Below are 19,760 nucleotides of genomic sequence, written 5' to 3' on the forward strand. Positions count from 1 at the left end.
ACATGGGACTGACACGACGTGAAGCACTTTCCAGCATTGCTGCGGTAGGTGGCGAAAAAGCCGTCAAGGACGCGCTTGCGGTACTGGGGCTGGGGCCTTCATCACACCGGCGGCCAAAACCTCTGAAACTCGGAAGCGGGCTGGGGCAGGGCACTCGCGTACTGGTGCTGGGTGCCGGAATCGCCGGGCTGGTGACTGCGCTGGAATTGACGCGGGCAGGGTTTACCGTGCAAGTGCTGGAGGCCCGTGATCGAGTGGGCGGCCGCAACTGGACGTTGCGCAGCGGCGATCAGGTGGACTACAAGGACGGTCGCACGCAGACCGTGGGCTTTGATCCCGGGCTGTATTTCAATGCCGGGCCAGCGCGGATTCCCAGCCAGCACCGCACGCTGCTCGACTATTGCAGCGAGCTGGGGGTGCCGCTTGAAGTGCTGGTCAACAGCAGCCATGGCGCTCAGGTCCGCCCGGACCTGCAACAGCCCGCGTTCACTGTCGGCCAGGCTATCAACGACGCCCGCGGCCACCTCTCGGGTCTACTGGCCACGGCGGTGCAGCGCGATGCTCTGGACGATGTGTTGAGCGGCGAAGAGCGTCAGCGCCTGTTAGCGTTTTTGCAGGTGTATGGCGACCTCTCGCAGGAACTGGCTTATGAGGGCAGCCTGCGTTCCGGACATCAGGAGTCGCTCTCGCATCCGGGGGCATTGCCGACCAGTGCGCAGCCGGTAGGGCTGGAGCGCCTGCTGCATCCCGAGCTGTGGGGCGCGCTGCTGCACACTGAGTTTCCCGAGTTCTCGGCGACCATGTTTCAGCCGGTCGGCGGTATGGACCGCATCACCGACGCCTTTTACCAGCGCCTCACCGAACAGGTGCAACTGGGCGCGCAGGTGCGCCAGATTCGTCAACTGGAAGACGGTGTGGCGGTCACCTATCACGACAGACACAGTGGCCGTGAACAGGTAGTACGCGCCGATTATCTGGTGTCGACCCTGCCGTTGCCGTTGCTGGCCAGGCTGGATACCGACTTCAGTAATCCGGTAAAGGCTGCTTTGCTGAGCACCCGCAACGATCAGGCGACCAAGGTGGCGTGGCAATCCCCGCGCTTCTGGGAAACCGATTACCGCACCTATGGCGGGTTGTCCTGGATCGACCATCCGGCGCGCCTGCTGTGGTACCCGAGCAATGACTTGAACACCCGCGATGGCCTGCTCGTCGCCGGTTACGTGACCGGGGAGGGTGCCGACGTGTTCGGCGCGAAACCGTTCGAGGCGCAATACGCAGCCTCCAGAGAGGCGGTCGAACTGCTGCATCCCGGTTACTCGTATCACTTGCGTAACCCCTTGGCCGTGTCCTGGGAGCAGATTCCTTACAGCGAAGGCCCGTGGCTGCAACGCGAACATTTCCCGGCCGACGCCAGCGCCTTGCTGGATGAACCTCATGGCCGGGTTTACTTCGCTGGCGACGGGCTGGTGCAGAGCGGCGTGGGTATCTGGCAGGAATCAGCCGCCAATTCGGCGCGCCATGTGGTCGGGCAACTGGCCGAGCGGGTTATCCAGCAACGACAGACGGCGGCCCTCACGGCGTCCTGAGCCTTTATTGCAGCATCAACATCCATTGAGGAGTGACACCATGAGCGACAGCATTCAACGTACCAGCGTCGGCGATTTTCCAATCTCGCAAACCGTGACCGTGCCTGCCTCGGCCAGCCTGGTGTTCATCAGCGGCACCCTGCCTGACCTCGCTGACCCACACGCCGCGGCGGGTACGCCTGCCGCATACGGGAATACTGAGGTCCAGACTGTTTCGGTGTTCAACAAACTGCGCAATATCCTCCGGCAACAGGACCTTGATCTGGGCGATATCGTGCAGTTGCGGGTGTTTCTGGTGGGGGCCGAGGAAACCGGCGGAAAGCTTGACTTTGCAGGCCTGCAGGCCGGTTACACGCAGTTTTTCGGCACCCCCGAGCAACCCTTGAAACCTGCGCGCACCGCTTTGCAGGTAGTGGCGCTGCCGTTGCCCGGTGCGCTGATCGAAGTGGAAGCGGTAGCGGCCAGGCAGGCTTGAGCACCTTTCCTTCCCGGTAGCCTTTAAAGCGAGGGCTTCGATGGGTCAGCCTTTATCGGGCACAACGTTTTCCCAGTGCATCAGTAGATCTTCGCGCAGCATGCCCAATGCCTGTCGTTGGGTCTTCAGGTCTGGTGAGAAAAATGCCGCATCAAATATGATGCCCATTCGCTCCTGGCTCTGCTCTGCTTGTAATTGCGCCTTTTTCGCCTGCTCGGGTTGCATGTCCGAGAAACTGAACACCGGGAGCATATTGCGTGACCAGCTCTCGGGCAAAGGCTGGCCGCTGGCGAGCAAGGCACCTGCATAACACTCAGCCAATTGCTGCGAGCCGCGCATCATTCCGGCTCTGTACAACTCCTGCTCGGTGCGGCTTGACGCAAGCCGGGGATAGATCTGGGCAGCGGCTTTGGCGACTTCACTGATGGCGTCATCGTCGCCGCCGAAGAACGCTTTCAGCAGCGTATCTTCGCCGACAGCACCTTCAATACGTTTCGCCGCAGCGGGCCATGAGTCTCCTGTGGCCAGTTTGAAACCGTGATAGGGGTCTTTGGCCAGAGGGATAGGCAAGAGGCGTTTCGGCGTGGGTAGTTTTTCCGTCAGATGAGTGGTCAGGCCTTCGTTCAAGGCTTTCCAGTGCCGATGATCAATGTGACGACCCCTGAACTCCGGGTGGGTGTAACAGTGTATGAACTCGTGCCCTGCGATCTCGGCCGGGTGACTTTCAAGTGCAATGTTGGGGTTCAGCTTCACCTGACGGGTTTTAACGTTCCACTGACCTGCGACGCCAGGGGGAATGTCGTGAGTGACGTCTGCCTTTGCTTTGAAACAGTTACTGTCTTTGGGAATGTAGGCGCCGTAACGCTCCAGAACCGTTCTGTTTCCCTGATCCAGATCGTTCTGAGAAGAGCGATGCTTTAAACTCATGGCCGCCCATATACTGCCTCCAGGATCTTTTGCAAAATCATCCGGATGCCTTGTCAATCGACATCCTGTCGAGAGCGCAAGGGTTCCTACCATCAGTTTCACAAAAAGCCTGACTGGATCAATCCCCGGCTCTCGCCGAGCGCGTGCAGCTCCGTTGTTGTCTGCAGCCGCGCTGCCTGAGTTTTCCTGAGCCGCCTGCGGTTCTCCACCTGACGATGTGCCGGACGCTCGTAGGCGTAACGACGATGGCGCGTCCATCGGTGGCAGTGGTCGCTGACCTTGCGCTGCATCCAGTCGCATTGGCGTGGGGCTTGTGGGGCCCTCGACGGCATGGGAAGCAGCGGCTTGTGCGGTAGGGGCAATCCCGTTCAACGTCGGCTTGTTCAACATGGGCTCTGTCCTCAGCGGTAACGCAGGCGCTGCGCGGTGTTACGCAACTCCTGCGTTGTTTCGGCAAAGTTAGCCAGCAGATTTTCGAATCGGGTCTTGTCCAGTGCGAGAAAGTCATGCTCGTAGGAATACACCAACGTGTTCTCGTCCGGGTTGATGGTCAACGCGCCGCGTCGTAGCCGCAGGCCCGGAAAAGCATGGGCAAGCAGCTTGCGCAAGAGGATGTCGTCCTGAGGGTCGGCACGCAGATCGATGATCTCGGCCAACATCGTGAGGCTATCGCCGTTCACATGCAGCGTGAGGTTCATTCCTTCCTGCCACTGTACGGCCTGTGTCGCAGAATTTCCGTTGGCCGCCTGACCACGCCTATCAAGCAGCTTTTGCAGAGTGGAGGATGAGTTCATTGCCAGTATCCGTAGAAAACCATATCGACGGTGAGTGGCCGGAACGCACGCTGTGGTTCCCGGTATCTCGATTAACCTGTGGGACCTGTCGAGACCGGCAACTCCAGAATAAAGTGGTCAGCACAACCTCTGACTTCTGCGAATCACCGCCGTCCGGCCCGTGTGCTCACGTCCACCCACACCGCCAGCACGAGGATGCCGCCCTTGACGATCATCTGCCAGTAACTGTCGACGTCGAGCATGGACATGCCGTTATCGAGACTGGTGATGACCAGCGCGCCAAGCAGGGCACCGTAGACAGTGCCCGAGCCGCCGCGCATGGACGTGCCGCCGATAAAACAGGCGGCAATGGCGTCCAGTTCGCCCATGTTGCCGGCCGAGGGCGAGCCTGCAGCCAGGCGTGCGGTATTGACCAGCCCGGCGAAGGCACACATGACGCCCATGATGCCGAAGATCCACAGTTTTACGGCCTGTACGTTGATGCCGGATAACCGCGTGGCTTCCATGTTGCTGCCCACCGCATAGACGCGCCGTCCGAAAACCGTCTGGCTGGTGACATAACTGAACACACCGAGCAGGACCAGCAACAGCAATACCGGAACGGGGATTCCGTCGTAGCTGTTGAGCACATAGACAAAGCCGCCCAGCACGGCGCCGATCAGCAATACACGTAACACATCACGAATCAGCGAATGTGCCGCCAGCCCATGCAGCGCTCTGTTGCGCCGCTGTTTCCAGGTCAGGAACAGCGTCAATGCGAGCAACAGAATGCCGAGCCCGGTGCCGACCGCGTGCGGCAGATAGCCCTGGCCGATATAGACCAGCGACGGCGACACCGGGGCGATGGTCGTGCCGCCGGTGATCCCCAGCAGGACGCCACGAAACGCAAGCATGCCACCCAGCCCGACAATGAACGAGGGGATCCGCAGGTAGGCAGTCATGTAGCCATTGGCGAGGCCGATCATCAGGCCGCACAAGGCCACCACGCTCAGGTTCGCCAGCAGCGGAACGTGGTAAACCACATCCAGAATCGCCGCCAGGCCACCGAGCAGGCCAAGCAATGAGCCCACCGACAGGTCAATCTCACCGCTGATGATCACCAGCACCATGCCGCAGGCCAGAATCCCGGTAATGGACATCTGTCGCAGCAGGTTGGACAAGTTGCGCGGGGTGAGGAAGCCGCCCTCGGTCTGCCAGCTGAAGAACAGCCAGATAACGGCAATGGCAATCACCAGCGCGAGCATTTTGTAGCGGGTAAAGAACTGTTTGACCTGGTTCATCTACGCAGTCTTCCGGGCATTATTGTGAGGGGCATCGGAGTGGCTGAGTGCAGCGGCGAGCACCTGCTCCTGAGTCAGTTCATGGTTGATGAAGTCGCCGCGTAACTGGCCTTCGCCAATCACCAGTACACGGTCGGACACGCCCAGCACTTCGGCCAGTTCCGAAGACACCATGATGATCGATACACCCTCGGCTGCCAGCGCACCCATCAGCTTGTAAATCTCGTACTTGGCACCGACATCGACGCCGCGGGTGGGCTCGTCGAGAATCAGAACGCGCGGGCGGGTCAGCAGCATCTTCGCCAGCACGGCTTTCTGCTGATTGCCGCCTGACAGGCTGGTGATCGGCAAAAACGGGCTGGCCGTCTTGAGGTGCATGCGCGAGATTTCCCGGTCGATACTGCCCAGCTCGGCTTCAGCGTCGATGCGGGTCATGTTCGAGTAGCTGTCGAGGACCGCGAGGGTGATGTTCTGACCGACACCCAGGTCCGGAATGATGCCCTGGCGCTTGCGGTCTTCGGGGACCATGCACAGGCCGGCGCGGATCGATTTGAGCGGCGTGCGCGTGTCGATCATCTGGCCATCGAGCCACACTTCACCGCTGTATCGACCCGGATAGGCGCCAAACAGGGCGGATACCAGTTCGGTGCGGCCCGCGCCCACCAGCCCGGCGATGCCGAGGATCTCCCCGCGCCTGAGGCTAAACGACACGTCGTCAACCCGCTTGCGCCTGGGGTTATCGACGTCATGGCAGGTGATATGCCGCGCTTCGAAAATCACCTCGCCGACATCATGCGGCTCGGTGGGATAGAGGTTGCTCATTTCGCGTCCGACCATCTGGGTGATGATCTTCGGAATGTCCATGTCCGCCATTGCGGTGGTTGCGATATGTTTGCCGTCGCGGATGACTGAAATGGTGTCGCATACGGCGGCCACTTCATCGAGTTTGTGCGAGATGTACACGCACGCGACCCCCTTGGCCTTCAGGTCACGAATGATGTCCAGCAGAACCTCGATTTCGGAACGGGTCAGGGCCGAGGAAGGCTCGTCGAGAATCAGCAGGCGCGCCTTCTTGTTCAGCGCCTTGGCGATTTCCACCAGTTGCTGGTAGCCGCCGCCATACTGGGAAACTGGCAGCGCCACGTTCATGTCAGGCACTTTGAGCTCACGCATCAGCGACTCGGCGCGGTGGATCATGGCCGGATAATTCATGCGCCCGCCGGGAAGCGTCAGCTCGTGACCCATGAAGATGTTTTCGGCCACCGACAGGTCCGGGACCAGCGTCAGCTCCTGATGGATGATGACGATCCCGGCCGCTTCCGTTTCGCTGATCGATTGTGCCTTGAGCGGTTGGCCGTCCCACAGGATCTCGCCCTCCCAGGTGCCGTGGGGATAGACCGCCGACAGGACTTTCATCAATGTCGACTTGCCCGCGCCGTTCTCGCCGCACAGGCCGACGCATTCGCCGGGCTTCACTGTTATATCAATGCCGTTGAGCGCTTTTACACCGCCGAAGGATTTGACGATGCCGTTCATTTGCAACAGGTAGTCAGACATGGCGCAGGGCTCTACGAAGGTGTGATGGCTTGGCCTGAGCGGCGACCCTGCCTAACTGCAGGGTCGTGCTCTGGCTTTCAGCGACGTATCAACGATCGAGGCTCATTGCCCGTCAATCTGCGCCTTGGTGTAGAACCCGTCTTTCTCCAGCAGGTCGATGTTGTCCTTGGTCAGCAAGGTCGGGGTCAGCAGCATGGTGTCGACTTTCTTCATGCCATTGTCCGACTGCGAGTCAAACTTCGGTTTCTCATCGTTGCGCACCAGTTGCACGGAGAGCTTGGCGGCTTCCGTGGCAATCAGTTTCAGCGGCTTGTAGACGGTCATGGTCTGCGTGCCATCGATGACCCGCTTGACCGCCGCGAGGTCCGCATCCTGGCCCGAGATAGGGACTTTGCCGGCCAGTTTCTGTGCGGCGAGGGCCTGAATCGCGCCGCCGGCAGTGGCGTCGTTGGAGGCGACGATGCCGTCAATCTTGTTGTTATTGCGGGTCAGGGCATTTTCAACAATGCTCAGGGCTTCGGTAGGGTTCCACTCCTTTACCCACTGCTGGCCGACGATCTTGATGTCACCTCTGTCGATAGCCGGTTGCAGCGCTTTCATCTGGCCTTCGCGCAGAATCTTGGCGTTGTTATCGGTGGGCGCGCCGCCGAGCAGGAAGTAATTGCCCTTGGGCGCTGCTTTCAGCACGCCGTTGGCCTGCATCTCGCCGACCTTTTCGTTATCGAAGGAGATGTACGCATCGATATCGGCATTGAGGATCAGCCGGTCATACGACACCACCTTGATCCCGGCCTTTTTGGCTTCGGCAACGGCGTTGGTGAGCACGGTGGCGTTGAACGGCACGATGACGATCACATCGACGCCGCGAGAGATGAGGTTTTCTATCTGCGAGATCTGTTTCTGTTCATTGGCATCCGCCGATTGCACGAAGACCTTGGCGTCCAGCTTTTCCGCCGCAGCAACGAAGTAATCACGGTCGCGTGACCAGCGTTCCAGGCGCAGGTCATCAATGGAAAAACCTATTTTCGGGTGCGCAGAGTCGGCCATGACCGGCAGGGACAGCAAGGCCAGCGCGCTGGCGAGCAGCGTACGTTTGAGGGTGTTCATAGGGTGCGTCCTTTTATTGTTGTTTGAGACACTTCTTGACTGAGGGTGATACCGATAGAACTGTAGAGCGTTGCCGGACGTCGCGTATGAAGATTTGTCGCCTGAATGTCACGGCGATGTCCAGCTACGCCGGTCAGGTGTAGATAAAGCGATTGACCACACCTTCGAGCAGTTCCTGGCGGCCACTGACGGCCTGCGGGTTCAACTCGTTGGCGAAGGCGTGTTCGGCGAGCGATGCAAGGCTGAACTCGCCCGCCAGTACCGATTGTCCGAAAGGCTGCTGCCAGCCGGCGTAGCGCTGATCCTTGAAGTGCTGGAGTTTATCGTTCTGCACCATGGCGGCGGCACGCTCCAGCGCCAGGGCAAGGACATCCATCGCGGCGACGTGGCCGTGGAACAGATCGATATCGTCGAGGCTCTGGCGACGCACCTTGGAGTCGAAATTGAAACCGCCATTGGTGAAGCCGCCAGCCTTGAGGATCTCGTAGGTGGAGAGGGTCATTTCTTCGACGCTGTTGGGGAACTGGTCCGTGTCCCAGCCGTTCTGTGGGTCGCCACGGTTGGCGTCGATGCTGCCGAAGATCCCCAGCGAGACCGCCGTGGCGATTTCGTGGTGGAAGCTGTGCCCGGCCAGCGTGGCGTGGTTGGCCTCGATATTGACCTTGATCTCGTTTTCCAGGCCGTACTGCTGCAGAAAGCCGAACACTGTGGCGCTGTCGTAATCGTACTGATGCTTGGTCGGCTCCTGTGGCTTGGGCTCGATCAGCAAGTCACCCTTGAAACCGATCTTGTGCTTGTGTTCAACGACCATGCGCATGAAACGACCGAGTTGCTCGCGTTCACGCTTGAGGTCGGTATTGAGCAGGGTTTCGTAGCCTTCACGACCGCCCCACAATACGTAGTTGGACCCTTTGAGACGCTGGGTGGCATTCATCGCGCTGAACACCTGGGTCGCGGCGTAGGCAAACACTTCAGGGTCCGGGTTGCTGGCAGCGCCTGCGGCGAAACGCGGGTTGCTGAAGCAGTTGGCCGTGCCCCACAGCAGTTTTATGCCGCTCTGTTCCTGATGGCGCTCCAGGTGATCGACCATGTGCGCGAAGTTGTGGCGATACTCCTTCAGTGAGGTGCCTTCCGGTGCCACATCGGTGTCGTGGAAGCTGTAGTAATCAATGCCGAGCTTGGAGAAAAACTCGAACGCCGCTTCGGCCTTGCCGATGGCCAGTTCCATCGGGTCACCGGAACCTTGCCATGGGCGCTTGAAGGTGCCGACACCGAACATGTCGGCACCCGGCCATACGAAGGTGTGCCAATAACAGGCCGCCATGCGCAAATGCTCGCGCATGGGTTTGCCGAGGACCAGCCTGTCGGCGTCATAGTGGCGAAAGGCGAGGGGCGAGTCGCTGTCAGGGCCTTCATAGCGAACCCTGTCGACGTCGGGGAAGTACGGCATGAGCGTTTTCCTTATTGTTCTTGGCGGTGTCTGGATACTAGCAACGGCCCAGCGTGCGCTGATTATGAAAATCGCCAACGCACAGTGCGATTTTGAGTGTTGAGATTCGCCGGTCAGCGGCCTAGTCTGTGGCCAACGGCGTCGTGCTTATCGAATCGGCATAAAAACAATGAAAACCGTACCTCCCGTTCACCGTATTGCGCTGTTATTCAACGGCAGCAAGATTTATGACCGCGGTATCATCAGCGGCATCGGCAACTACCTCAGCAGCACCCGGGTGTCCTGGGACCTGTTTCTGGAGGAGGATTTCCTCTGTCGCCTGAAAGGCATCGAGCGCTGGCAGGGCGACGGGATCATTGCCGATTTTGATGACCCGCTGATCGGCGAGGCACTGGCCGGGATCAAACTGCCGGTGGTGGCAGTCGGTGGGTCCTATCAGGACGAACGCGCCTACCCGAAGGGCATTCCTTATGTGGCGACTGACAATCACGCCTTGATCAAGGCGGCCTATGAGCACCTGATCGAGGCCGGGCTGACACGCTTTGCCTGCTTCAGCCTGCCTGAAGCGCAAGCCAATCGTTGGGCCCAGGAGCGCGAGCAGGCCTTTCGCCGCTTGCTGCAACGCGACGGCCTGCACGCCGAGGTCTATCGTGGTCTGGGCACCAGCGCGCCGCTCTGGGACAGCGCCGTAGAACAGCAGATCGCCTGGCTGCAAAGCCTGCCCAAGCCGATCGGCATCATCGCCGTGACCGATGCGCGCGCTCGTCAGCTATTGCAGGCCTGCCTGACCGCCGGAATCGCCGTTCCCGAACAGGTGGCACTGATCGGCATCGACAATGATCCTTTGACCAGAACCCTCACTCGCGTGCCTCTGAGCTCGGTCGTTCAAGGCACCGACACCATGGGTCGCACCGCTGCACGTCTGCTGCACCAGATGTTGCACGGCATGCCGTCCTCGGGCACACACATTCTGATACCGCCGGATACTGTCAACGTGCAGGCGTCGAGTCTGCATCAGCCTTTGGGTGACCCCTATGTCATGCAAGCGCTGCTGTTTATCCGGCAGTACGCGTGCCAAGGCATCAAGACTGCACAGGTAGCCGCCTATGTGGGCGTTTCGCGTTCGTCACTGGAGTCACACTTTCGCCGGGTAAGGGGCTGCAGCGTGCATGACGAGATTCTGCGTTTCAAACTGGCTGCCGCTGCAAACGGACTGGAAAACACCGGGCTGGCCATTGCCGAGATCGCCCGCGATTGCGGTTTTCGGTCTGCGCAATACCTGCACACTGTGTTTCGTCGCGAGTTCGGTTGCACGCCGCGAGAGTACCAGCAGGGTGGAGGTGCTGCGGCGTCATGAACGCTGAAGGCCTGGGCGGTGAGCGACAAGCTTTGAATGCATTCCTTCCTATACCTCTCATAACAGTACCAATCGGTTCGCTTAAGTTGCCAGTTTCCAGGCGTCCGGGCTAAAACATACACCTTGGTACAGTTATGAACGAATCATCAGTCTTCACATGCACGATGGGACGTAGGGGATAGAGACGATGCAGTTGCATGAAATATTGACCATTCACCTGCGTATCGATAAGCCGCAATTGCTTTGCGACCCTTCGAAGATGCAGCGCAGCAGCTGTGAAATACAGGGTGGAGAGTTTCGTGGCGAGCGATTGCAGGGGCAGGTACTTCCTGGAGGCAGCCTTTATCTGGTGCCCCAGGACGACGACCTTGCGCGTGTCAGCCTGTACTACACCTTGTTCATTGATCAAGGAGTGAATATAGAGGTAGTAGGCGAGGGGCTCCTGGCAGGGCATGAAACGGACCGGGCGCCTTTGACCGAATCGAGTTTTACGTGCAGCAAGCAGTTCAGCGTGCCTGCCGGTGCGCATGATCACTTGCAGCGGAATCTGTACGTCGGCAGGGTGAGCATCAAGCCGGGGGATGACAGCCTGCGTGTCAGCATTTTTCAGGTCAACGACCGGCAAGCAGACATTGAAAAAAACAGCTGACGTGAAGACGCGCAGCGAGCTTTAATTCTGACGGCGTGGGGCTGGTCTCTCCCTCACGCCGACCTCTTCCTGTTTATGCAGTCATGCGTTGAGCCAGCTCATCCGGCAAAAAAGCTTAGTCCCTTGCCGACCGCACACTCATAACTCACCGGAGTGCCCACCTGCTGATAACCAGGAACATTCAGTGTCGTCATGCTGAATGTGGCTGTGCCGTTCGAGCGTATCTGATAGCGAATGAATTGCTCGATGGGCTTGTTATCGCGATCGAGGCTGAAGTGAGTGTCCGAAAACGCCAGGGTGCCGTCGGGTGTGATGCGATAGGCATCGATGCGTTTGCCGCCTTTGGTTTTGGACGGCTCGGCGCCTGCGATCGAGGATTTGCATTGTCCCAGGTCGATCACCACGGCGACCGATTCTCCAGTGTTCAACGCCTGGGTGATGGCGGAGTAGGTGGGTAGCGCATCGCCTGCGTGAGCGAGGCCTGGCAGTGAAAGAGCAAACAGTGCGGCGGCGTAGCAAGGTTTCATGGCAGCTCCAGGAAGTCAGTCTGAAGGGTGAAAAGACCCGTCCATCTCGAGATTATCGAGCGTCGCGAAACCTACCATAAGCTTCGATTCGGGTGGGCCTTGATAACAGTGGCACCTCTCTGTTCGGAGCATCTTCATCCTTTTTCCTGTTCTGCCGATAGGAATGACGATACTCATTTATTTACCGGTCACGGGAAGGGGATTGAAGATGCTGAGACAGCTGAAAATAGCTGCGCGGACCTCCGCCTGCTTTGCTGTGATGGTGGTGCTGGTGTTCGGGCTTGGTATTTTCAGCATTCAGCAATTGCACGGTATTCGTGAGCAATCGCTTGAAATCGAAAACGACGCGCTTCCAGGGATTGCGCTGGGTGACGATATTGCCCTGGCGGTCGAGAAAACCCGCACCACCGTGGCCAAAATGCTTTCCACGCATGATCTTGCGCAGGTGGCTCAGGCTCACAACGAGTTTCTTGAAAGGAAGGCCGGTTTCCAAAAGGCCGTAGAGGCCTACGACCCGCTGATCACCGATGATAATGAGCGCGCGCTTTTCGAGGGGCTGAAGAGCACTTATCAGGGCTACATCGAGCGTGCCGAGAAGGTCTATACGCTGATCAACGAGAATCAGGCAGAGGCCGGGAGGGCGCTCGTCTGGGGCGAGATGAAGGCCATGGCGGAAAGTATCGAAGCCGCCCTTGGCAAGCTGGAAAAAATCAATGATGACTCCGAAGCCGAATCCAGCGCTGCAGCGACGTCGGTGTATGAAAACGCCCTGATCGTCACTCAGGGGGTTATGTTTCTGACGGTGTTGCTGACCGTATTGCTCGCCTGGCGCCTGACCAAAAGTCTGGCAGTGCCGATCAGTCAGGCGCTGCACAGCTCGGAAACCATTGCTGCGGGCGACCTGCGTCCCAGCGCAATCAACCGTGAGGGCACTGATGAAGCGGCCCTGTTGCTGCAATCGATGGAGCGCATGCGCGGCAATCTGAGCCAGACCCTGACTCAGGTGGGCGATGCCGCTCACCAGCTGGCGTCGGCCACGGAAGAAATGAGCGCCCTGATGGTCAACAGCAACGCCGATCTGGTGGTGCAGAACAGCGAAATCGAAATGGCGGCCACCGCGGTCACCGAGATGAGCCAGGCGGTCGATGAAGTTGCGCGTAATGCGGTGGCCACCTCGGAAGAATCCAAAGCCTCTTCGGTGTCGGCCCGCGAAGGTCAGGAAGAGCTCAATCAAACCGTCCAGTCGATCCTTGAGCTGACCCGCAATGTCGGCACCGCGTCGGTCGAGGCGCAGGCGCTGGCAACCCGCACGCTGGATATCACCAAGGTGCTGGATGTCATTCGCGCGGTGTCCGAGCAAACCAACCTGTTGGCCCTTAACGCTGCCATCGAAGCGGCACGCGCGGGAGATGCCGGACGGGGGTTTGCCGTGGTCGCCGACGAGGTACGCGCTCTGGCACACCGCACCAGCGAATCGACTCGCGAGATCGAAACCATGGTCGGGCACATCCAGCAGGGCACCAAAAGTACTCTGGTTGCGCTTGAAGTCAGTACCGATCAGGCGCAGCGCACCAAACAACAGGCCGAGTCGGCCAATGCTGTGCTGGCCAGCATCGCCAGTTCGGTCATGGTCATCGATGAGCGCAACACAGTAATCGCCAGCGCCTCTGAAGAACAAGCGCTGGTCGCGCGGGAAGTGGACCGCAACCTGGTGCGCATCCGTGACTTGTCGGCACAATCGGCGGTGCGCACCGGCCAGACCGGCAGCGCCAGCCAGNTGACGATCACGCTGGGGCAGTTCAAGCTCAGATAACACGCTCCTGTAGCAGGCACGCTCCCGCATCGATTCGCTGTTGTACGGGCAACAGCGAACCGACAATGTGTTCGGCGTTTGCGCCGGTAAAACCGGCTACTGCGCACCCACACCATCCAGCGCAATGGCGCGAAAGCGCCTGCCGCCGGGCCTCGCGCCATAGCCAGTCGCAGCGCACGGCTTTGGGCATGACCTGTGCACTGCCGATCAGGATTGTTTTCCTGAGCCAGCGGAGCCACCCGAATGCCTGATGCCGTCCCGACCTTCAAGACAAACCGCCTGCATGCAATAGGGCGCACACTGTTGATGACCCTGTTGGCCACCAGTCTCGTCGCAACTGCGTATGCCGAGGACAGCGACGTGCCTTCGCTGGCGGGCAAACGCATTGCGATCAGCATGACCGGCACCAGTCACTACTTCGATATCAAGGCCTTCCAGGCGCAGGTGGCTGAGGTCAAGCGCCTGGGCGGCACGCCCATCACGCTCGATGCCGGTCGCAACGACAAGAACCTGGTCAATCAATTGCAGACCGTGGTCACGCAAAAGCCGGATGCAGTGATCCAGACTCTCGGCACCCTCAGTGTTATCGACCCTTGGCTCAAGCGCATCAGCAAGGCGGGGATTCCGCTGTTCACCATTGATGCGCCATCGCAATACAGCCTCAACAACACCACGTCCGACAACGTGGCCACGGGCAAGGCACTGGCCGGGCAACTGATCAAGGACGCAGGTGGCCAGGGTAATGTGCTGGTGTTCAATGGCTTTTATGGCGTGCCGGTCTGCGCCATTCGTTATGACCAGCTCAAGTTGGTACTCAAGGATCATCCGCAGCTGAAAATCATCGAGCCCGAGTTGCGCGATGTCATTCCCAACACGGTTCAGGACGCCTACTCGCAAGTCTCGGCGTTGCTCAACAAGTACCCCAAAGGCACTGTCTCGGCGATCTGGGCCGCTTGGGACATCCCGCAACTGGGCGCCAGCAAGGCACTGATCGATGCCGGCAGAACCGAAATCAAGACCTACGGCGTCGACGGCACACCGGAAGTGCTCGAGCTGATGCGCCGTGACGATTCGCCGGTGGGCGCCGTAGTTGCCCAGCAGCCTGCACTGATCGGCAAGACTGCGGTGCAGAACGTCGCCCGCTACCTGGCCGGACAGCACGATCTGCCGAAGGAGACCCAGGTGCCAACCCTGCTGACGACGGCCGCCAACCTGCCTGACGTGCAAAAGCTCAGAGGCGATAACTGACGCGGGAGATCGATCATGGGATCAGCGATTGCAGACGTTGAAGTGGCGCCACCGGCCTTGCACTTGGCGGGTATCAGCAAGTGCTTTGGCGCCACCCAGGCGCTGGACGGCGTAAACCTTAAGGTCGAGGCCGGAACGATTCACGGGCTTGTGGGAGAAAACGGGGCGGGCAAGTCGACCCTGATCAAGATCCTCGCTGGTATTCATCGTGCCGATGCCGGCAGTTTGAGTATTCACGGCCAGCCGTTCGACAGTTTCACGCCGCGTCAGGTCGAAGCCGCAGGCGTGCATTTCATTCATCAGGAGCGACTGCTGCCGGGCAGCTTCAGCGTCGGCGAGGCACTGTTTTTCGGGCAGGAAATCAAGCGTGGCCCCTTCGTTGATCGCCGCGCCCAGGAGCGCGAAGCGGCAAGGCTTCTGGACGATTACTTTGCCATACGCCTGCCTGAGGGGGCTTTGGTACGTGACCTGGACAGCGCTCAGCGGCAGATACTGCAGATCACTCGTGCGTTGCTGGCCAGGCCGAAGGTGCTGGTGTTCGATGAGCCGAGTGTGTCACTGGTGAAGCAGGAGGTGGACCGCTTGCTGGGCATTGTCCGCCGCCTGCGCGATGAAGGGCTGACCATTGTCTACATTTCCCACTATTTGCAGGAGATCGAATCGCTGTGTGATCAGGTCACCGTGCTGCGTAACGGACGCGATGTGGCGGTGGTCGATCCGGCACTCACCAGCACCGCGCAGATCGCCCGGCTGATGGTCAATCGGGAGGTCGGCGAACAATATTCTCGTGCCCGGACATTACCCGGCACGCCCGTGCTTCAACTGCGCGGGCTGGGGGCAGGGCGCTTCTACGACGGCGTTGACCTGAGCGTGCGGCGTGGCGAAGTGCTGGGCCTGACCGGGCTGGTCGGCTCGGGTGCCAAGGAGCTGCTCAAAAGCCTGTTCGGGCTGCTCAAGCCGGATCGCGGCGAACTGTTGTTGAACGGTCAGCCGTTGCAGCTGAAATCACCACGTGACGCGGTACGCCATGGCATCGCGCTGGTCCCCGAGGAGCGCCGCACGCATGGCGTGGCACCGGCGCTTTCGGTGCTGGAGAACATCACGCTGGCCAGCATGGGGCGCTTCAGCCGCTGGGGATTGCTCGACGCTGCGGCGCAAGCCGGGGAAAGCCAACACCTGATCGATGAACTGGCAATCAAGACCTCAGGCCATGATGCGCCGGTGCACGCGCTCAGCGGTGGCAACCAGCAAAAGGTTGCGCTGGGCAAATGGCTGAGCCGCCATTCGACGTTATACCTGCTGGACGAGCCCAGCGTGGGTGTCGACATCGGCGCCAAGGTGGAGATCTACCGGTTGATTGCCCGGCTTGCGGAGGGCGGTGCAGCGGTGCTGGTGCTGTCGTCGGACTTGCCGGAGCTGATTGGCATCACTCAGCGCATTGTAGTCCTGCACAGAGGACGCATTGCAGGCGAATTCGACTCATTGAGCACCGACAGCGACCAATTGCTGGCCTGCGCCACGGGCGCCAGTGAAAGCGACCATGACAGCCAATCATGCCCTCCGGAGGCCCATTATGTCCGCGCTTGATCTATCAATCGCACAGGCTGGCGATCCAGCGCAACGCTGGCTCGTGCAACTGGCGCAGCGCGGGTCGTTGCTGGTGTTTCTGGCGATTCTGCTCGGCTTTGCCGTCAGTGCGCCTGACTTCCTCAGCCTCGGCAACATCAGCAACGTGTTCGCCCAGTCAGCAACGCTCGGCATACTCGCGCTGGGCCTGACCTGCGTGGTTATCGGTGGTGGTTCCAATGTGGTCAGCGGCGGCCTGGACCTGTCGCTGGCGGCCAATCTCGGTCTGTGTGCGGCCGTCTACAGCAGCCTGAACAATGCCGGGCTCGATGCCTGGCAAGCGATTGGCCTGACGCTCGGCTGCGGCCTGCTGGTCGGCGCGTTCAACGGTCTGGCGGTGGTGTTTTTACGCTTGCCGCCGTTACTGGCAACGCTGGCGAGCATGAACCTGATTGCCGGCCTGGAACTGGTGCTGACCCAGAACACTGTGCTCGCGACCGACTCGGCATTGCTGGACAGCCTGGCGTCCGGCGTCTGGCTGGGTGTTCCAGCGCTGGCCTGGGTGCTGCTGGGCGTCGCGGCGGTGTTGTGGCTGGTGATTCAGCACAGCGCGTTCGGCTTGCGTCTGTACGCCATCGGTGAATACCCGCAAGCAGCCGAGGCTGCCGGGTTGAATCTGCGGCGCTATGTATTTGCCAGTTACCTGATTGCCGGAGGCTGCGCCGCGCTGGCTGCATTCTGCTCCGCAGCTTTTTTCAGTGGCAGCACGACCGGTTCCGGTGACATGTTGCTGTCAGTGGTGGCCATTGCCTTTCTCGGTGTGGTGTTCTCGCGGCGTCTGACCGCCAACATTCCCGGCACGCTGTTGGCGACGCTGCTGCTGGGCTTTTTGATCAACGGCTTTCAATTGCTGAACATTTCCAGCTTCTGGGTCAACGGCGTGCAAGGCGTGTTGATTCTGTTGGTGGTGGCATTTTCCGGAGCATTCGGCCGCCGGGAGGGTGAACAATGAATACGCTGACCCTGACGAACTCTTCGACGCTGATCAAGGTTCTGCCGCGCCTGTTGCCAGCGGTCCTGCCGCTGTTGGTGCTGATCATCCTGCTGTTTTTCGCGATCAATGCGCCGGGCTTTCTGAGTTGGGGCAACCTGTCGAGTCTGGTACTGAACAACTTCGTGTTGCTGGCCATCGTGGCAATCGGCATGACCTGGGCTGTTGCGGCTGGCGGTATCGATCTGTCGGTGGGAACGGCGCTGGACTTTGCCAGCCTCGGTTTTGTGGTCACGCTGAATGGCGGTCATGGTCTGGGCGCGGCCATTGCGGTCGCTATGCTGGCAGGTGGCATGGCCGGGGCGTTCAACGCGATGCTGATCGCCGGGCTGCGTATTTCGCCGTTTCTGGCGACGCTGGGTACGCTGTTTATCGGCACCAGCGTGCAGCAGTTGTTATCCGACGGTGGCCAGCCGATCTATATCGCTCAGGGCGTGTTACCGGGGATCAGCGCTGTGCTGATCCTCGGCGTGCCATTGCCGCTGCTGGTGGTCGGGTTGCTGGCAGGACTTTACGGGCTGGTCCTGGCGCGGGGGCGTCTGGGGCGGGAAATCCTTGCGCTGGGCACGCAGCCGCAACTGGCGTATTACTCGGGCCTGCCCACGCGACGCATTGCCGTGCAGGTGTTTTTCGCCAGTGCGCTGGCCTGCGCACTGGCGGGTATCCTGCTCAGCTCGACGGTCAACGCCTACGTGCCGATGTCAGGCAACGCTTACCTGATCAATGCCATCGGCGCCGTGTTCATCGGTACGACGCTCAGCCGTCAAGGGCGTCCGAATATTCCGGGCACACTTTTGGGCGTGCTGTTCATCAACGTGATCGCCAATGGCCTGTTGCTGATCGGCTGGAACTTCTATTGGCAGCAGGTTGCGACCGGGGCGCTGATCTTTCTGGTGCTGGCGTTCAGTTTTACCAGTCGCCACCTGCTGCGTAACGCGGCGTAATTACCCCTCAAGCGTTACCTTTACCGCTGCCGATCTGCCAGACAAACGGCGGCTCGGTGCCGTTGATGCGCCAGTCACCGACAATGCGCGCCTTGTAGATCAGCGGATTGTGCGATGCCGCTGTGCGCGCATTACGCCAGTGGCGATCCAGCGCCTTGTTGACGCTGACACCTGAAGCGCCCAGTGCGTTGAACAGATCGCTGGCAGCGCGCAGTACCAGTTCCGAGACGATCACCTGTGCCTTGGCGGTCTCGATTTCGGCGGCGATATTGGCGTCTTTTTCCCGCTGTGGGTCATCTCCGAAGCGTGCCAGGTACGCACGCTGCAACGGCTCGGCGGAGCGCAGCGTTGCGGCTTCGGCGGCGTAAACCTGAGCGGCGATCTGACCGACCACTTGCTGCACTTGTGAGTCCTGGCTGACGCTCCCGGCGTTGCCATGGCTGAAGACGCGTTTGCGATCGCGCACTTCCTGAGCGATGTCGCGTTCGACAGCTCGACCAATCCCGGCCAGCACCGCCAGCAGCACCAATTGATAAAACGCCGTCTGGTATTTGAAGCGTTGCTCGAACGGTATGACGTGTGTGGCCGGCAGCGGTACGTTGTTGTAGACCGAGGTGCCGCTGCCGGTGGTGCGCTGGCCGAACCCGTCCCAGTCGTCACTGTGACGCACGCCGGCATGCCTGGCGTCGACGACCGCGATCACATCGGCGCCGGTATCGGAGCGCTGGGCGTAGACGTCTATCCAGTCGGCAAAGATGCTGCCGGTGCTGTAAAACTTGGTGCCGTTGAGCACGAAACCGTCGCCTTGCGGGCTGACTTTGGTAATCACGTCGCCGATTTTCACCGCACCGACTTCGGTCCAGCCGTTACCCACCAGATCCCCGGCCACAAAGCGCGCAAACCACTGGTCACGGTCCGCGCCGGGTGGTGCATTCAGGCGGTCTTCGACGAAAGCGAAGTGCGCGCGCAGGGCTTGCGGAATGTTCGAGTCGGCTTCGGCCAGCTCGATCAGCAGTTGAAACAGCTGGCTGATCGATGCACCCGCTCCGCCATATTCGATAGGCACACGTACAGCGCCGAAACCGGCTTTCTGCAGCCAGGCAATCGGCTCATGGGGCAGGGCGCGAGCTTTTTCGCGTTCGACGCTGCCAGCGCCAATCTCACGGAAGATCGGGCGAAATCGGTTGGCCAGGGTTTCGTAATCGGTCCCCAGCGAGAGCGGGTTTGAGCCGGTTGTTTGAGTCATGCAGTACTCCTGAGCGCGAAGAGATCGGCACATGGGCCGGTGGAAGGTTCGCCAGGCTCTCTGCATGCTTTGTGCCTGAATGTAACTGCCTGATTTTAATGATTTATTTATGAGTCGCTGTTTTTCTTGTTGATCAGCCAACAGTGGCATGACCGCTGGCTGGCCAATCGCACAGCATTGTCA

General features: G+C 60.0%; 17 protein-coding genes and 1 pseudogene. 10 read left to right on the plus strand and 8 right to left on the minus strand.

Annotation, left to right across the window (positions count from 1 at the left end; all coding sequences use genetic code 11):
- Positions 1–2 precede the first annotated feature (2 nt).
- Entirely contained in the window at positions 3–1,586 is a 1,584-nt protein-coding gene (locus AO388_RS25225) for a flavin monoamine oxidase family protein (protein ID WP_058417376.1), read from the plus strand.
- 40 nt (positions 1,587–1,626) lie between these two features.
- Entirely contained in the window at positions 1,627–2,061 is a 435-nt protein-coding gene (locus AO388_RS25230; RefSeq protein ID WP_004665218.1) for a RidA family protein, read from the plus strand.
- A 45-nt stretch (positions 2,062–2,106) separates the two neighbouring features.
- Here AO388_RS25230 and AO388_RS25235 read toward each other — a convergent pair whose 3' ends face one another.
- From AO388_RS25235 to xylA, 6 genes are all read right to left on the minus strand, one after another.
- Positions 2,107–3,378 (minus strand): type III effector, encoded by a 1,272-nt coding sequence (locus AO388_RS25235; RefSeq protein ID WP_226439691.1) that lies wholly within the window; start codon positions 3,376–3,378, stop codon positions 2,107–2,109.
- Between the two features lie 11 nt (positions 3,379–3,389).
- On the minus strand, positions 3,390–3,782 hold the full coding sequence (locus tag AO388_RS25240) for a CesT family type III secretion system chaperone (protein WP_226439690.1): 393 nt from the start codon (positions 3,780–3,782) through the stop codon (positions 3,390–3,392).
- 143 nt (positions 3,783–3,925) lie between these two features.
- The gene (locus tag AO388_RS25245) at positions 3,926–5,062 is read right to left on the minus strand and encodes a sugar ABC transporter permease (RefSeq protein ID WP_046719331.1); all 1,137 of its coding nucleotides are present in this window, start codon (positions 5,060–5,062) and stop codon (positions 3,926–3,928) included.
- A complete protein-coding gene (gene xylG, locus AO388_RS25250) occupies positions 5,063–6,619 on the minus strand; it encodes a D-xylose ABC transporter ATP-binding protein (protein WP_003435506.1) in 1,557 nt (518 codons plus the stop codon).
- 102 nt (positions 6,620–6,721) lie between these two features.
- Positions 6,722–7,726, minus strand: coding sequence for a D-xylose ABC transporter substrate-binding protein (gene xylF / locus AO388_RS25255; RefSeq protein WP_003364306.1), 1,005 nt, complete (start codon positions 7,724–7,726; stop codon positions 6,722–6,724).
- Between the two features lie 133 nt (positions 7,727–7,859).
- The gene (xylA, locus tag AO388_RS25260; protein ID WP_058417377.1) at positions 7,860–9,176 is read right to left on the minus strand and encodes a xylose isomerase; all 1,317 of its coding nucleotides are present in this window, start codon (positions 9,174–9,176) and stop codon (positions 7,860–7,862) included.
- A 169-nt stretch (positions 9,177–9,345) separates the two neighbouring features.
- On the opposite strand from xylA, the gene AO388_RS25265 reads away from it, so the two are divergent.
- Both AO388_RS25265 and AO388_RS25270 read left to right on the plus strand, forming a co-directional pair.
- On the plus strand, positions 9,346–10,533 hold the full coding sequence (locus AO388_RS25265; RefSeq protein ID WP_003364299.1) for a XylR family transcriptional regulator: 1,188 nt from the start codon (positions 9,346–9,348) through the stop codon (positions 10,531–10,533).
- Positions 10,534–10,711: 178 nt separating this feature from the next.
- The gene (locus AO388_RS25270) at positions 10,712–11,182 is read left to right on the plus strand and encodes a DUF3237 family protein (protein WP_058417378.1); all 471 of its coding nucleotides are present in this window, start codon (positions 10,712–10,714) and stop codon (positions 11,180–11,182) included.
- Between the two features lie 98 nt (positions 11,183–11,280).
- Here the strand turns inward: AO388_RS25270 and AO388_RS25275 are convergent, their stop codons facing one another.
- A complete protein-coding gene (locus tag AO388_RS25275; protein WP_003364296.1) occupies positions 11,281–11,709 on the minus strand; it encodes a VirK family protein in 429 nt (142 codons plus the stop codon).
- A 259-nt stretch (positions 11,710–11,968) separates the two neighbouring features.
- Here AO388_RS25275 and AO388_RS30480 point away from each other — a divergent pair.
- The 6 genes and pseudogenes from AO388_RS30480 to AO388_RS25300 form a co-directional block, all read left to right on the plus strand.
- Positions 11,969–12,394: pseudogene (locus AO388_RS30480) on the plus strand (MCP four helix bundle domain-containing protein); the annotation flags it as partial.
- Complete coding sequence (locus tag AO388_RS25280) at positions 12,377–13,522, plus strand: methyl-accepting chemotaxis protein (protein WP_442963828.1); 1,146 nt, start codon at positions 12,377–12,379, stop codon at positions 13,520–13,522. The pseudogene AO388_RS30480 and the gene AO388_RS25280, both read left to right, overlap by 18 nt.
- A gap of 243 nt (positions 13,523–13,765) precedes the next feature.
- Positions 13,766–14,770 (plus strand): sugar ABC transporter substrate-binding protein, encoded by a 1,005-nt coding sequence (locus AO388_RS25285; protein ID WP_054080983.1) that lies wholly within the window; start codon positions 13,766–13,768, stop codon positions 14,768–14,770.
- 15 nt (positions 14,771–14,785) lie between these two features.
- A complete protein-coding gene (locus AO388_RS25290; RefSeq protein WP_058417380.1) occupies positions 14,786–16,357 on the plus strand; it encodes a sugar ABC transporter ATP-binding protein in 1,572 nt (523 codons plus the stop codon).
- A complete protein-coding gene (locus tag AO388_RS25295; RefSeq protein WP_044307984.1) occupies positions 16,344–17,348 on the plus strand; it encodes an ABC transporter permease in 1,005 nt (334 codons plus the stop codon). Before AO388_RS25290 ends, AO388_RS25295 begins: the two co-directional genes overlap by 14 nt.
- Entirely contained in the window at positions 17,345–18,331 is a 987-nt protein-coding gene (locus AO388_RS25300; protein WP_003435500.1) for an ABC transporter permease, read from the plus strand. Before AO388_RS25295 ends, AO388_RS25300 begins: the two co-directional genes overlap by 4 nt.
- A gap of 7 nt (positions 18,332–18,338) precedes the next feature.
- On the opposite strand, the gene AO388_RS25305 is transcribed toward AO388_RS25300, so the two are convergent.
- The gene (locus tag AO388_RS25305) at positions 18,339–19,577 is read right to left on the minus strand and encodes an acyl-CoA dehydrogenase family protein (RefSeq protein ID WP_058396049.1); all 1,239 of its coding nucleotides are present in this window, start codon (positions 19,575–19,577) and stop codon (positions 18,339–18,341) included.
- Positions 19,578–19,760 lie beyond the last annotated feature (183 nt).

Origin of the sequence: Pseudomonas sp. ICMP 10191, from assembly GCF_001467335.1 — a bacterium.
In the GTDB taxonomy this organism is placed as follows: domain Bacteria; phylum Pseudomonadota; class Gammaproteobacteria; order Pseudomonadales; family Pseudomonadaceae; genus Aquipseudomonas; species Aquipseudomonas cerasi.